The sequence below is a fragment of the Pseudomonas sp. TNT3 genome (genome assembly GCF_010095445.2).
Classification (GTDB): Bacteria; Pseudomonadota; Gammaproteobacteria; order Pseudomonadales; family Pseudomonadaceae; genus Aquipseudomonas.
The window spans coordinates 19,373-35,211 of sequence record NZ_WFGV02000060.1 but is presented as its reverse complement, the minus strand read 5'-3'; the positions used below and the strand labels follow the sequence as shown (position 1 = coordinate 35,211).

Sequence of the window (15,839 nt, the reverse complement as noted above, 5' to 3'; positions counted from 1 at the left end):
CGCCAAAGTTCACGCCGGCCCAGCCGTGCGTCAACTGGCCCGTGAGTTCGGTGTCGAGCTGAGCGCCGTCGGCGCCAGCGGCCCGCACGGTCGCATCCTGAAAGAAGACGTACAGGTTTACGTCAAAGCCATGATGCAGAAGGCCAAGGAAGCACCGGCCGCTGCTGGCGCAACCGGTGGCGCGGGCATTCCGCCGATTCCGGTTGTCGACTTCAGCCGTTTCGGCGAAACCGAAGAAGTGCCGATGACTCGCCTGATGCAAATCGGCGCATCGAGCCTGCACCGCAGCTGGTTGAACATTCCACACGTGACTCAGTTCGATTCGGCTGATATCACCGACCTGGAAGCGTTCCGTATCGCTCAGAAGGCTGTTGCAGAGAAGGCCGGCGTCAAGCTGACCATCCTGCCGCTGCTGCTCAAGTCCTGCGCGCACCTGCTCAAGGAACTGCCGGACTTCAACAGTTCGCTGGCACCAAGCGGCAAAGCGATCATCCGCAAGAAATACGTGAACATTGGCTTCGCCGTCGACACGCCTGAAGGCCTGCTGGTACCGGTCATCAAGAACGTCGACCAGAAGAGCCTGTTGCAACTCGCCGCTGAAGCTGCCGCGCTGGCCGCCAAAGCCCGCGACAAAAAGCTCACCGCTGACGACATGCAAGGCGCCTGCTTCACCATTTCCAGCCTCGGCCACATTGGCGGCACCGGCTTCACGCCGATCGTCAACGCGCCGGAAGTGGCGATCCTCGGTGTTTCCAAGGCAACCATCCAGCCAGTCTGGGACGGCAAAGCCTTCCAGCCGAAACTGATGCTGCCGCTGTCGCTGTCCTACGATCACCGCGTGATCAACGGCGCCGCTGCAGCACGCTTCACCAAGCGTCTGAGCGACCTGCTGGCGGACATTCGTACCATTCTGTTGTAACACCTGGCGGCCCTCCTTCACTGGAGGGCCTGCCGCGTTCCACGTTTTCCGGGCGCCACGCTCGTACCTCAACCCCGCCAATTTGGCGGGGCTTTTTTTGCCTGAGATTTTTTAATTTAAAAGTGTGCCTTCCTACATTTGTAGCTGATATCGCCCACAACTCGAGTCCATTTCCGCTCCGTATTTTTTAAGGTCCACTCACTAGTCTTGGTGATGCGACGCCTTAATAAACGCGCCGACATTGTTAATTGTCTGACTGGCGCAATACTGAATGGACTCAACTATGTTCAAACCTACTGTCGGCCCTATTGTTGGCCACACGACAACTCATCAGACGCGCCTCTTCCTGCGCGGCACGCCACGAAAAAACATTTCTGTTTTCGCCGGTATTCGTTATCGACGAGCGGGAGAGGTGTGCTGGCTGAACAGTATTTTTGCGAAACTGGAACCTGTCCGTGACGGGTGCGAAGTCATCGCACTCAATGAACTGAGCGCCGACACCGAATACGAGTATCAGGCTGGCTGGTTCAGCCCCGCAGGCCCGATGCACACGGTGGAGACAGCGCAACAGCTACCGCTGCAATGGCCGCAGGACCTCTACCGCTTTCGCACGCCATCCAACACGACGACCAAACCACGCGCCTATATCGTCGGCTCATGCCGATACCTGCGAATGACCGGCGGCATGCCCGTTCTACCGCACCGGAGTGACCGAATCTTCGCGTCGATCATGCAACAGGTACACCACGCCCAACCACCCGTCAGCGCGGTGTTGATGACCGGCGATCAAGTCTATGTCGATGATTTGAACATCGTGGCGCCCGACCGTGAACTAAACGATATCTTCAGCAAGTACCGCGCCGCTTTTTCTCAGCCCAATATCAGTCAGTTAATGTCCAGTGTGCCGACTTACATGATCCTTGACGATCATGAAATAGAAGACAACTGGCCCGCCAACAAGAGCAATAAAGACGACTACTTATATACGAATGCGATGACTGCTTATGAGATATACCAGGCCAGCCACAGTCCCATTCCTGAGTTACTCGATAATGGCCGGGTAAGTTCGACACTCAACAGGTATTGGTATCAGTTTACCGAGGGCGATATCGAATGGTTTGTGACCGACAGCCGAACACGGCGAAATCTATCCACCGCTGACCGGCGCATTCTTGATCAGGCGCAAGAAATCGCCTTATGTGAATGGCTGATCAACAGTTCGGCCCGAGTGAAGTTCGTCGTGACCAGCGTCATGTTCTATCCCGATAAGAAAATTCAGGGCGACGATGCCTGGAAAGCGTTTCCCGAACAGCGACTGCGCCTGCTGGAGACGATCCGCCAGCACCGCATCAAGAACGTCATCTTTGTCTCCGGCGATGTCCACGGCTCCCTGACCAGCCGGCTGACGCACAGCGAGGATCCGGATTTTGAAGTGCACACCGTGGTGTCGTCGCCTCTGAGCAACAGCAAATTACTGCCTTACGCCAATGCCGCCAGCTTTATCCTCGATCAACCCTTGGCCCGCACGGCCGAGGGCGAGTACCGGCACGCATTGACCGGCGCAGTGATCAGCCAGGACAACTTTGCCCATCTGGTGGTTGATGCCGGGCAGATTCGTGTCAGTTATCACGATCATGAGGGCAAATTGCTTCAACAGACGGATATCCCGTTGCGTTAAAGATCAAAAGATCGCAGCCTTCGGCAGCTCCTACGGGTTGTACGCGCCCTGTAGGAGCTGCCGCAGGCTGCGATCTTTTCCCCTCAAACATTACTTTCCCCGGCTCACTGAAGAAATCTTCTTCTCTGCCGACATATTCTTATAGCACTTGGCCTTCATGTCTCTTGTCAGTCAGTGTTGCAATGATGCAACCTTGCCGCACGCAAGAGTAAAGAGGGCGAAAGCCCGGCGCGATCAGCACTTTCGAAGCGAGTTCCCTCCATGAAAAGCCAACCCGATGCCGCCAGCCGTATGGTGGCCGAGGTAGTGACGCAGTTGCCTGTGCCCTCGCGGCTCGGCATGCTGCGTTTCGAACGGCTGAATGAGGCGAGCTGGGCGCTGTTGTTTCTCGATCCGAACTGCGAACGACAGTTCGGCCTGGCGGCTACGGAGCTCTGCTCCCTGATCAGTTCGCCCTACGCCAGCCTGATGGAGCCGCAAGCGCGCCATCAGTTGCATGACGCGATCCAGCAGCAACTGACTGAAAGCCCGAACTACCTGATCCGCTACACCTTGCACACTCCCTCCGGCGCCTTGAACCTGCTGGAGCTGGGTGAAGCCTTCAAACAGCACAATCGGCAGTTGCTGCGTGGCTACTTGATGGTTGTAGACGATCTGTTCGAGGGCAATCCGCAGCTGTCGGCGCTGGACCTGGAAACTCAGAACTCGCGCCTGCAAATCGCACTGGAACTCAATCAGCGCGCACAGCAGGAACAACTGCTGCACCTGGATCGGGTTCGCGCACAGCAAGACCTGATCCTGTTGCTGACCCGCCAGCGTTACAGCAGCAACAATTCCCTGCAGGAAGCCGCTGAGCTGATCACCCGCAGCGCGTGTGACATCTACGAAATCGACTGTGCCAGTCTGTGGAACCTTGAGGGCTCGTTGCTGGTGCCGATCTCGGCCTATCATCGCGCCACCCGGAACCATCAGCTGCCGGAACCGATCGACGTCAGCGGCTTCCCGAATTACCTGGAAGCCTTGAACACCGGCCGCGCCATTGACGCCCACAACGTGATGCACGACCCGCGTACCCGGGAACTGGTGGACAGCCTGCGACCGCGGGACATCATTGCGATGCTCGATGCCAGCATTCGGGTTGATGGCAACGTCGTGGGCGTGCTCTGCCTGGAACAGATCGGTATCACTCGCGCCTGGCAATCGGACGAAATTGCCTTCGCCGGTGAGCTGGCAGACCAATTCGCCCAAGTGATCAACAACCACAACCGCCGCGCCGCCACCAGTGCCTTGCACTTGTTCCAACGCGCCGTGGAGCAAAGCGCCAATGCCTTTTTGCTGGTCAATTGCGACGGTGTGGTCGAGTACGTCAATCCGAGTTTCACAGCGATCACTCAATACAGCACTGATGAAGTCCACGGCCAGCGGCTGTCGGAACTGCCGGCACTGGAGAACCTGAGCGAGCTGCTGTTCGACGCGCCCTCGGCACTGGTCAAAAGCAACAGCTGGCAAGGCGAGTTCAAAAGCCGCCGTAAAAACCTCGAACCCTATTGGGGCCAGTTGTCGATCTCCAAGGTTTACGGCGACAACCGCGAGCTGACGCATTACATCGGCATTTACGAAGACATCACCCAGACCAAACTCGCCCAGCAGCGCATCGAGCGCCTGGCTTACACCGACAACCTGACCAACCTGGGTAATCGCCCGGCGTTCATCCGCAACCTTGATGAACGCTTCGCGCGCGACACCGATACGCCCATCAGCCTGCTGCTGGTGGACATTGATAACTTCAAGCGCATCAATGACAGCCTCGGCCACCAGACCGGCGACAAGCTGCTGATCAGCCTGGCCCGACGCTTGCGCAACAGCCTGAGCCCGAGCGGCAGCCTGGCGCGTTTTGCCAGTAACGAGTTCGCGGTGTTGCTGGACAACACCGACCTGTGCAGCGGCCAGAAGGTCGCCAATCAATTGCTGGCGACCCTCGACAAACCCATGTTCGTCGACAACCAGTTGATCAGCGTCACGGGCTCCGTCGGCCTGGCCTGCGCACCCCTGCATGGACGCGACCCGCAAACCCTGATGCGTAACGCCGGCCTCGCGCTGCATAAGGCCAAGGCCAACGGCAAACATCAGGTTCAGGTGTTCACCGAAGCGCTGAACGCCGAGGCCAGCTATAAGCTGTTCGTCGAAAACAACCTGCGCCGCGCCTTGACCCAGAATGAGCTGGACGTGTTCTACCAGCCCAAGCTTTGCCTGCGTAGCGGTCGCCTGCTGGGCATGGAAGCGCTGCTGCGCTGGAACCATCCGGAAAAAGGCATGATCCGCCCGGATCAGTTCATCAGCGTGGCGGAAGAGACCGGCCTGATCATTCCCATTGGCAAATGGATCGCCCGCCAGGCCTGCCGCATGAGCAAAGACCTGACGGCGGCCGGCCTGGGCAATCTTCAGGTGGCGATCAACCTGTCGCCCAAGCAGTTCTCCGACCCGGACCTGGTGGCGTCCATCGCCAATATCCTCAAGGAAGAAGCGCTGCCGGCCAATTTGCTCGAACTTGAGTTAACGGAAGGCCTGCTGCTGGAGGCCACCGAAGACACTCACTTGCAGCTCGACCAGCTCAAGCGCCTGGGCCTGACCCTGGCCATGGACGATTTCGGTACGGGTTATTCGTCGCTCAGTTACCTGAAAAAATTCCCGATCGATATCATCAAGATTGATCGAAGCTTCATTCACGAAATCCCGGATAACCAGGACGACATGGAGATCACCTCCGCCGTGATCGCCATGGCCCACAACCTGAAACTCAAGGTGGTGGCTGAAGGCATCGAGACGGCAGAACAGCTCGCGTTCTTGCGGCGCCACCGTTGTGACGTCGGTCAGGGCTACCTGTTCGACCGCCCGATCCCCGGCACCGAGCTGATTGAAAAGCTCAAGCGCTATCCGCGCGGCCCACTCGCCTGACGGCACACCCTCGCTCCCAAAGGGATAATTGGGCAAACTGCGTGTCTAACAATTCACATTCAACCTGACTGAGAGGACTGATGATGGTTCTGCGCTCGGAAATTCTGGTGAACAAAAACGTGCTTCCAACTAAAGAACAAGCCCTGCCTGGCCGCGAAACCCCAATGAACTTGCCGGAAAAACACTTCGTCCACGACTCGCCGTTGCTGGGTCCGTTCGTCACGGATGTGGATTTCGCCATCTTCGGTCTGGGGTGCTTCTGGGGGGCGGAGCGTCGCTTCTGGCAGCGTGAGGGTGTGGTCAGTACCGTGGTTGGCTACGCCGGCGGTTTCACGCCGAACCCGACTTATGAAGAGGTCTGCTCGGGCCTGACCGGCCACACTGAGGTGGTACTGGTAGTCTACGAGCCGGCGAAAGTCAGCTACGACGAGCTGCTGAAGATGTTCTGGGAGCTGCACAACCCGACTCAAGGCATGCGCCAGGGCAACGACATCGGCACGCAGTATCGCTCGGTCATCTATGCCACCAACCCGACACAGCTGGACGCGGCCAAGGCCAGCGCGAAGATCTTCCAGGCTGAATTGAACAAGGCTGGCAAAGGCACTATCACGACCGAAATCGATGAAGCCCCGACGGTCTACTTTGCCGAGGCCTATCACCAGCAATACCTGGCGAAAAACCCGGAAGGGTATTGCGGGATTGGCGGTACGGGCGTGACTTGCCCGATCTGACCCCGTAAAGCAAAAGATCGCAGCCTCGTTTCACTCGACAGCTCCTACAACGGAATACTCATTCCGCATTCCCCGTGTAGGAGCTGTCGAGTGAAACGAGGCTGCGATCTTTTGATCTTGCCTATCGATTACCCCTATTCGGCAATCAACCAATCCATCTGCCACCCGCCCTGGGTCTGTCCCAGCTTCTTGGACAACCACGGCAGCAGCTCACGCAATTCTTCCTCCAGTCCCCACGGCGGATTGGCAATCGCCAGCCCGGAACCGTTCAAGGTGTTCGGCGTGTCCAGTGGATGCACCAGCAACTCCACCCGCAACAACTTCGGCGCGCCCGTGCCGGCCAGGTCCTGATAGAAACGGCGCAACATGCGCTGGTCCTTCACCGGGTACCAGATCGCAGCCACGGTTTGACGCATCCGTCCAATAGCCTCTTTCAGCGACGCCGCACAACGCTGCATCTCATCCAGTTGCTCGAACGGCGGATCAATCAACATCACCGCCCGCTTCTCCTGCACCGGCAACATGGCACGCGGCACGTGCCAGCCCTCGCCCAGATGCACCTTGACCCGGCGATCGCCCGCCATGTTGTCCTTGAGCAACACGCCGTCTTCGGGGTGTTTCTCGTTCAGCATCAACCGATCCTGTGGCCGTGTCAGACGACGCGCCAGCTCCGGCGATCCCGGGTAATAGCGCAACTGGCCATCCGGGTTCATGTCGTGCAGCACCTTCATGTAATCGGCGGTCAACGCCGGCAGATCCGGCTGATCCCACAACCGCGCAATCCCTTCCAGGTACTCACCGGTACGATTGGCCTGATCACCCTGCAGGTCATACAGACCAATGCCGGCGTGAGTGTCGAGATAGGCAAACGGCTGCTCCTTGCGCGACATCAGGGCGATGAGGCGGGTCAAGGTCAGGTGTTTGAACACATCGGCGTGATTGCCGGCATGGAAGGCGTGACGATAATTCATGATTGCTCCTGCGAAGGCCGGGAAGTTTACCTTGTACCGAGCCGAACGTCAGGGCTTCGCAGCCGAGCGGGCGGTTGCAGCTGTTGCGACTGCCCGTCAGAAGAACTAATTGTGGTGAGCACTGGCAGACTCTGTAGTGAGCGCAAAAACCTGTGGCGAGGGAGTTTACTCCCGCTCGGCTGCGAAGCAGTCGCCAGACCAGACCCCGAGGTGTGTCTGACAAAACCGGTTCGCTGATCCTGAGTCTGCTTCGCAGCCTAGCGGGAGTAAACTCCCTCGCCACAACAGCCCGTTACGATCCGGAAGGTCGAGGCCGCAACCGCCGCCGCACCACTTCCAGCACATCACAGCCATCGCGCAACGGAATCGCGCAGAGCAATGAAAAGTCACTGAGAATGAACGAATCGCACTCGATCGACCCACGCATGGACAGATTTTCGAGCACTTGGGTAACAGCCTGGATTCGGTAGTTGGCCGCGTCGGTCAAAACATCGATGGGTGCCTGGGTATCCAGGAACAGGGTGGGCATGTCACTGCAATTGCTGGTGAGTGCCTTGAAGCGGTTATCCGGATGAGGAGCTGGCTTTACATACGGAGGATCGGGATGAAGTGATGGCATTTGAAATCTCCGATGATAATGGGAGCTGCCATCTGCCTTCCTACGGGCTTGGGTGGCAGCTATACGCGGGGTAGGAATACCGAGCATCGGAGAACTCGACCACGCCGAAGCGTGCCCGCGCATAGCCGCCGCAACTGATCTTACGGACGCACAATAACGGCCGCAAATTGGTTTCGATGCTAATGCCTTCCGATGCCACTACAGGGTTCCTACGCCCCACCACTGAATCACAGTGGCAACCAAAGACTATCGATGGATCTCATTGCGCACCAGTTCACGCAAACCGCCAAAACTCGAAGGAAATCTCCGAAGACCTTACCCAGAAATTTCCTCGGACCTACTCCATCAAATCAACCCAGCTCCATCATCAAGTGCTCCAGCAACTCCACCTTCGGAACTGAAGGAAGCCCAGGCTGCGCAAGAAACGCCTCCACCTTCCTGCGCAACACGCTTTCCGAAAAAGCCTCGAACAGCGCCTGATGTTCCTCACTCAACCACTGCATCAAATTGTTGAGCTGAGTCGAAACATCCTCAACCCCCAACTGCTGCAGCAGCGCATCCGGCACCGCCCACCATGGAAAAACCTTTTCCGATTTCAACGCGTTACCGCCAATATCAACCGGTTGCCCATTGATCAGACACCGGTCAAAAACCGGCAGCAACTCAGCCGCATTCACTTGCGCAGACTGCAAAATCGGCAGCAGATATCGCCCATCCCAAAACCGGAAAAACACCGCATTACCATTGGGCAATGTCACCTGGGTAAGGCTGCGCATGTGCTCAACCACGACTTTTAAGGGCGCCGCAGAAACCGCCAACCACCCCCAATCCTGAGACTCAGTTGTCGCAACCCACTGCAAAAACTCACCGTCAGCCGCGACAATTCCTACATAAGGCATCACCTCTTCCCACTCGGCATAAATTGTTTCGGCCCAAACCGGGCTGGGAGCCTTACCTCCCTTCGAAGCCCGCCAAACTTTGAAAGGTTCAGCAGCGCTCGCACTGCTGAAAATGGCAAAGAGTTGTTCCGCACTCTTGAGCGGGTTGTTGTGGAGCCAGGTATCTGTATGCTCGTTAGTCATTAATTTATCCATGAGAACTAAAAACCAAACTTATCCAAGCCATCCATTTTTATAAAAATAGTGCACGAGCATTGAAACCATACTCCCAACTGCCGTCATAGATAAACCACGTATGAGATACAGTAACCCGCGAGGAAAATTTAAATAATCCAGCTCATCTAAAGCGCCACTTCTAATTGATCTATTTGGATACAACAAATATGAAGCTATTTGATTCATCATAAAACCAGCCCTGAAAAAACCACTTCTCAGGAAAGGGTGAAGTATCACGACCCCAAACGAATTACTGAGCGATCTTAAAATTCGTTCCAGCTTAAAAAAACAGAGATAGATTTGTCCTATAATAAAAATAAAGCCGAGCCCAAAAGCCAAACTACCAAAATCCAAGAAAAACCATACCTCGCTATCGTTTGTCATTCATTAAATACCTTATAAGTGATTTCACGTGATTTCTCCTCGCCAGATGCTCCGATCACACCCCAACCATAAGTGTTTTCCCCCAGCACTATCGATGGGACGTTCTTGCAAGCATGTTCCGTCCCAATCCGACAAGTCTCCTTAACCTCGACCCATCGAGCAGCCCCATTTCGGCCGAACCTCAACTGGCCCACCTTAATAGCCAAGCTCGCTTATTAACTAAAGCCAACCCAAAAATTTCCCGACTACAAACATGCTAATCAGCATCCAGCCTATTACCAACGCAGCAAAATAAATCAATTTCATACACAGCAATAAATTCGCTGGAATTGCGTCGTAATCCCGCTGATCAAGCTCACCATTTTTTATTGATTTCTTATATTGAACAAGCATCATTGCAATGTTCGCAGACACAAAAACCCTACTCATCGGATCTCTACCCAGCATTGACTTCCGGATATCGACCCCATACGAATTTGGCAGTTTTTTTAATAAGCAATCAAGCTTGAAGTACGCGAAATACAACTGAAATAGAAACATCCCCACCCCTGACACAACAACAATCATCGCAACTAAAAAATAGATCCCCTTGCATCTAACATCACTCAGTCCACGCGTATACTAATTCGCCAATACCTTCACCAATTGTCTCTCCTATCAACCCGCCACCGATCGCGCCAACACCTGCGGCGACTACGGCACAAACCAGCAGGCCATGGGGAGACTTACCAACGGCAGCACATGTTTTACCGACCACAACTGGACCAGCACTACTTCCTGCTATAGCCCCCATCAATTTCCAACTTTCAACGATTTGCACTTTTTTGCATTCTTGCTCTCGGCCAGCGCGGCAAGCTTCGCTTACCCTCACTCCCGAAGCAGCAGCACCCAATCCAATCCCGACATACCCCCCCCCCCCCGCCCTAATCACCTTACTCGCCCTACTCACCCCCTCAATATGCGTGGCATACCCCGGAATCCCACCTGCCGTACCCGCCTGTTTCCAATGCCGCACCAGACTTCGGGTAGAAATACCCAACGCGTTTTTTCATCAATCGTTGGCGTTCGGCGTAAAAGTCGGCGCCCGTCAGTTTCCCGTTCTTATCGAAGGTCCTTTTGTGCAGCGCTTCAATGTCTACTAACGTCTTTTTTACGCCGCCAAAACATTTACAAAAAATAGCAGCACTTATCCCGGCGCCCGTTGAATCACTCGCAGTGCTATGGCAGCTTCCCCCATACAATTAAGAGCACTACTAATAGCGACCAAACAAAGCAATTGCAAAATTTCACCAAAAACTTTAACCGTTTAGGAAATCGCGCGTAATCATGAGCGCTTAATGTTCCGTTTTTTATGCATGACTGCGGTAAGGTCAACATCATTCCTATATAACCAAGCAATGCAAGACGCATTAAAGGTGCAATCCCAAGCGGAAAATCATAACCACTAACAGAAGAGGATGATTTTAAATTAGCAAGTATTTCTTTTAACCTAAAATACGCAAGATAAACAATTAAACAAAAACATAGCAAAGTAACAACTATTAAAGCTAGCCCACCAAACATTAATAGCTCACCGAGATTCTCCTTCACTTGGAAACCTCATAAACCAACTCCCCACCCAATTCTCCCAATTCTGCCCCAACCGCCCCTCCCAAGACTGTGCCAACTCCAGTAAGTACAAGTCCGCAAGCTATCCCTCCTATCCCGGCAGTACCTATTCCTACTAGGACACATGTGGTTGCTCCGGCAACCCCGCCGATCGCCCCTAGAGCAACGTTCCCGCTAAACTTCCCCGCCTCCGTAAACTTCACCTTCCTGCAAGCTTCTTCCGTTCCAACCCGACAAGTCTCCTTGACCTTCAGCCCAGAAGCAGCAGCACCCAATCCAATCCCGACATACCCCCCCGCCTTAATCACCTTACTCGCCCTACTCACCCCCTCAATATGCGTGGCATACCCCGGAATCCCACCTGCCGTACCCGCCTGTTTCCAATGCCGCACCAGACTTCGGGTAGAAATACCCAACGCGTTCTTCAGTTTCAGATGATCAGGAATGCCAATGCCTTTGCGCACCAGCGGTCCAAGGCCGTTATCCAGTTGTTTCATCAATCGTTGGCGTTCGGCGTAGAAGTCGGCGCCCGTCAGTTTCCTGTTCTGTTCGAAGGTCCTTTTGTGCAGCGCTTCAATGTCGACCAATGTCTTTTGTACGTTCCCCAGGTGCGTACCAAACATCGCAGCACCTATCCCGACGCCGGTCGAACCCTGCGTCAGGAACGATTCAACCTCATCATGATGCCGCGCCATGAACTCGGCTTCGGCATCACTCAATGGCTCCAGCGCCGCGTCGACGGTCTGCGCCGCTTCCATCAGCAACGCTTCTTCGCGGGTGCATTGGGTGTTGCCGGGGTCGCTCAGGACGATCAGTTGACCAGGCTTGGCGTAGCCACTCACTTGCGGATTGAGGCGGCGAAACTTTTCAATAACGGCCGGGGTCGGCTGGGGGAAGAGCAGAGACTCGAGCGCCGCACGGGACATGGGTTGCTCGACGATGTGAAAACCCGGTTCAGCGCCTTCGCTCACGGCGGCTTTGGAAGTGTCGAGTAACGAGTTCGGAGGAAGGCAGAGGCCATCCTTGCAACGCTCGCATTCTTCGCAGAACGGCGCGGGGCTTTTGAGGCTGCGGATTTGTGCGGGGCTTAACGCGGCAGGTACCACTTTAGGGGTCGCGGCGCCCATTACAGGCATCAGCGCACCACCAAGCTCTATCTCTACACTGCTGAAGATTCCGCCAGGGCCAATGTTGATCCAATGCCCGCCCGCCTGGATCGACAAGCTGGCACCGCCGTCGATAACAACCTGCTGGCCCGCACGCACATGGAAATGCCCGCTCGCCTCAAGGTTCTGATTGTTTACCCGGACAGATTGATCACCGTGCACTCGCAGGTTGTCGCTCGCCCCCTGCGACTGATCGCCACCAATCACGACGTGGCGCTGATTGCCCACTTGCACATGCTGATCGTTGAGCACGTGTTGATTCCAGTTTCGCTGCGCCCGCAGATAGATTTCCTCAGCGCCCTTGCGGTCCTCGATTCGCACTTCGTTGTAGCCACCGCCACCCGGACTGGTCTGGCTACGAAAAACACTGCGGGTCTTGTCCGCTGGCAGGTTCAACGGCATCGGATTGGCCGCATTCGGCACGCAACCCATTACCAGCGGTTTGTCCGCGTCGGCATCAATGAACCCCACCAGCACTTCCATGCCTACCCGCGGGATCATCACGCTGCCATATCGGTCGTGCGCCCAACCCGAGGCCACACGCAGCCAGCAGCTGGAATGTTCATCGCGTTCACCTTCACGGTCCCAGGCGAGCTGGACCTTGACCCGGCCAAACGCGTCGCAGTGGATTTCGCTGTCCTTGGGTCCCGTCACCACGGCGGACTGGTAGCCGAGCATGCGCGGCTTTTCTGGACCCAATGGCGGGCGAAACAGCACGTCCCACGGCGTCGCCAGAAAGGTGTTTTGATAGCCTTTAAAATCATTCGGATTGTCGGTCGGCGTTGACTCTTCGAGCACCTGCGGCTGCCGACCGCGATGCTCGGTTTGGGTAATCAGCCACAGGTCGTTCCATTTCTCTTGCGGGTGCTCGGCTAACCGCAGGAATGTCCCGCTGATTAACGCAGGCTGATCGCTGAGCCCTTCGGCCTGTTGATAATCGGCGCCATGCCGCTCCAGCGCCCGCTGCGCCAGACGCTTGCCATGCTCCGGCTCGGCGAATTGCCCCGGATATTGATAATCCTCATGCACCGACTGTTTCTGACCGACGCGGCTTTCAAGGTCCAGATGCGGCTTCAGGAAGTCGTAATCGCGACGAGACACTTTTGTCGTGCGGGTTTCAAAGCGTACGTCGAAGCGTTTGATGACGGGTTGATCCGCCACTGTTGCGTTTCGCGGCCGGTAAACAGTCGGTTCGGGCAGCAGCGTAAAACCCGTCTGGTGATCGGCGAACACCAGCAAATGCCCGTCGGGGCTGTGTCGAAAATGGTAGTGAAAGCCGATCTCCGCACACAGGCGCTGAATGAACGCCAAATCGCTTTCCGCGTATTGCACGCAGTACTCGCGTTCCGGGTATTGATGGTCGAGCTGAAAGTTGAAGGCATCCCCCAGGATGCCGTGCTCCTTGAGGACCAGGGTGATGATGGCCTGCACGCTTTGATGCTGGAAAATACGTTGATTGATGCGCTGGCCGAGGTACGCCAGACGCGGCACAAGGCTGATCTGATAGTGCGTTCGCCGATGATCGGAGTATCCCTGGCCTACCCGAAAGATCTGGCCGTGAATGCCGGCCTCGCCCGAATCAAAGCTTAGAAACGCCTCACGATGCAGGAGCGTTTCGAGGTCTATGTCCGGGCGGTCGCTGACCAGTTCCAAGTCAAAACGGTAGGGCTGGCTGATGGCCTCCTTACCGCTGAACTCAAGCACCTTGAAGTCACTTTTTGAATCGCCATCGAGGGTCAACGTGAAACGCGGCTGATTGGCAGGAGCGAACATCCGATGTGTCTCTGCAGAACGAAGGTGGGCGATTCTGTATGAGCGACAACGGGTACTGACGGGGGGACAGGAAAAACAGACTTTTCTTACGGCGCCTGGCGCTTTTACCGACCGAAAACAGGCGTTTGGCTACAGACAATCCGGGTGATTGAAGTGAGTGCTACCGGCATAAAAAAACGGCCCGGTTCCAAAGGAAACGGGCCGTTTTCATGTCAGCAAAGGTTCAGAGCGTTAGCTCATCCCCATTACTTGTTCAGGCGGAAATCAGCTTCGGCAGCTTCGAAACGCTGCAGCATGCCAGCAGTCGGCGCGCCCAGTTTGCTGACGATGTAGATCGCCAGGCTGGCGAAGATGAAACCAGGGATGATTTCGTACAGACCCAGCAACTCGAAGTGTTTCCAGACAATCACAGTGATCGCGCCGACCAGGATACCGGCCAGTGCGCCATTACGGGTCATGTCTTTCCAGATCACGGAGATCAGGACAACGGGGCCGAACGCAGCACCGAAGCCGGCCCAGGCGTAGCTGACCAGACCCAGTACACGGTTTTCCGGGTTAGCGGCCATCGCGATGGCGATCAGGGCCACCAGCAGGACCATGGCGCGACCGACCCAGACCAGTTCAACCTGGGAAGCGCTCTTGCGCAGGAAAGTCTTGTAGAAGTCTTCGGTCAGGGCGCTCGAGCAGACCAGCAACTGGCAGCTCAACGTACTCATCACCGCCGCCAGAATGGCCGACAGCAGCACACCGGCAACCCATGGGTTGAACAGGATTTTTGCCAGCTCGATGAACACACGCTCAGGGTTTTCAGTCACAGGACCGGCCAGATCCGGGTGCGCCGAGAAGTAGGCGATACCGAAGAAACCGACCGCTACGGTGCCGCCCAGGCACAGGATCATCCAGGCCATGGAGATGCGACGCGCCTTGGCAATCGACTTCACCGAGTCCGCGGCCATGAAACGCGCCAGGATGTGCGGCTGGCCGAAGTAGCCCAGGCCCCAGCCCATCAGCGAGATCACGCCGATGAAGGTGGTGTTTTTCAGCATGTCGAAGTTGCTTGGATCTTGCGCTTCGATCGCCAGGAACGTGGTGTCGACACCACCGGTGGCCAGCAGCACGATGATCGGTGTCAGCAACAGGGCGAAGATCATCAGCGTGGCTTGTACGGTGTCAGTCCAGCTCACGGCCAGGAAACCACCGACGAAGGTGTAGGCAATCGTTGCCGCAGCACCGGCCCACAGCGCGGTCTCGTAGGACATGCCGAAGGTGCTTTCGAACAGACGGGCACCGGCCACAATGCCGGAAGCGCAGTAGATGGTGAAGAACACCAGAATCACGACCGCAGAAATGATCCGCAGCAAGCCGCTTTTGTCTTCGAAACGGCTGGAGAAGTAATCCGGGAGGGTCAGCGCATCACCGTTGTGCTCAGTCTGCACACGCAGACGGCCAGCGACGAACAGCCAGTTCAGGTAGGCACCCACGATCAGGCCGATGGCGATCCAGCTTTCGGAAAGCCCAGACATATAGATGGCGCCCGGCAGGCCCATCAACAACCAGCCGCTCATGTCGGAAGCACCGGCGGACAATGCAGTCACGACGCTACCCAGGCTACGACCGCCCAGAATATAGTCAGAAAGGTTATTGGTGGAGCGATAGGCCATGAAGCCGATCAGCACCATTGCTGCGATGTAGATCACGAACGTGATCAGGGTTGGATTGCTTACGCTCATTGAGTTACGCCCTGGCTTTGTTTTTATGTAGCGGCGGTCTTGGTTAACCGCTCGCAAACGACGACGTTTGACAGACGATTCCGGATCCCGCGCATTTATGACTGATGTTTCCCCAGGAAAGCCATCAGCCGGAGCACCGAGCTTTTTAGTCGGTTGCACCTTGGGCGCGAATGCTATTCAACAAAGTAAA

Annotated in this window: 10 protein-coding genes and 1 pseudogene; 4 read left to right on the top strand and 7 right to left on the bottom strand. The window is 56.0% G+C overall.

Annotated features, from left to right (window positions below; genetic code table 11):
* The 4 genes from GBC55_RS25460 to msrA form a co-directional block, all read left to right on the top strand.
* On the top strand, positions 1-919 hold a 919-nt coding region (locus tag GBC55_RS25460), incomplete at its 5' end, for a 2-oxo acid dehydrogenase subunit E2 (RefSeq protein ID WP_247267004.1).
* A 283-nt stretch (positions 920-1,202) separates the two neighbouring features.
* Positions 1,203-2,597, top strand: coding sequence for an alkaline phosphatase D family protein (locus GBC55_RS25455; protein WP_162440198.1), 1,395 nt, complete (start codon positions 1,203-1,205; stop codon positions 2,595-2,597).
* Between the two features lie 261 nt (positions 2,598-2,858).
* A complete protein-coding gene (locus GBC55_RS25450) occupies positions 2,859-5,552 on the top strand; it encodes a GGDEF and EAL domain-containing protein (protein WP_162440197.1) in 2,694 nt (897 codons plus the stop codon).
* A gap of 83 nt (positions 5,553-5,635) precedes the next feature.
* Complete coding sequence (gene msrA / locus GBC55_RS25445) at positions 5,636-6,283, top strand: peptide-methionine (S)-S-oxide reductase MsrA (RefSeq protein WP_162440199.1); 648 nt, start codon at positions 5,636-5,638, stop codon at positions 6,281-6,283.
* Between the two features lie 134 nt (positions 6,284-6,417).
* On the opposite strand, the gene rlmJ is transcribed toward msrA, so the two are convergent.
* The 7 genes and pseudogenes from rlmJ to putP all read right to left on the bottom strand — a co-directional run bounded on the left by rlmJ (position 6,418) and on the right by putP (position 15,649).
* On the bottom strand, positions 6,418-7,254 hold the full coding sequence (gene rlmJ / locus GBC55_RS25440; protein WP_162440196.1) for a 23S rRNA (adenine(2030)-N(6))-methyltransferase RlmJ: 837 nt from the start codon (positions 7,252-7,254) through the stop codon (positions 6,418-6,420).
* Positions 7,255-7,546: 292 nt separating this feature from the next.
* Positions 7,547-7,873: a hypothetical protein gene (locus tag GBC55_RS25435; protein ID WP_162440195.1), complete on the bottom strand. Its 327-nt coding sequence runs from the start codon at positions 7,871-7,873 to the stop codon at positions 7,547-7,549.
* 350 nt (positions 7,874-8,223) lie between these two features.
* Positions 8,224-8,955, bottom strand: coding sequence for a DUF4123 domain-containing protein (locus GBC55_RS25430; RefSeq protein WP_162440194.1), 732 nt, complete (start codon positions 8,953-8,955; stop codon positions 8,224-8,226).
* Between the two features lie 30 nt (positions 8,956-8,985).
* Positions 8,986-9,372 carry a hypothetical protein gene (locus GBC55_RS25425; RefSeq protein ID WP_162440193.1) on the bottom strand — a complete coding sequence of 129 codons (387 nt, stop codon included), beginning with the start codon at positions 9,370-9,372 and terminating at the stop codon, positions 8,986-8,988.
* A 1,218-nt stretch (positions 9,373-10,590) separates the two neighbouring features.
* Entirely contained in the window at positions 10,591-10,962 is a 372-nt protein-coding gene (locus GBC55_RS25420) for a hypothetical protein (protein ID WP_162440192.1), read from the bottom strand.
* 1,028 nt (positions 10,963-11,990) lie between these two features.
* Positions 11,991-13,919, bottom strand: a pseudogene (locus tag GBC55_RS25415) (type VI secretion system tip protein VgrG); the annotation flags it as partial.
* Between the two features lie 245 nt (positions 13,920-14,164).
* On the bottom strand, positions 14,165-15,649 hold the full coding sequence (gene putP / locus GBC55_RS25410; RefSeq protein WP_162440190.1) for a sodium/proline symporter PutP: 1,485 nt from the start codon (positions 15,647-15,649) through the stop codon (positions 14,165-14,167).
* Positions 15,650-15,839: the final 190 nt, after the last annotated feature.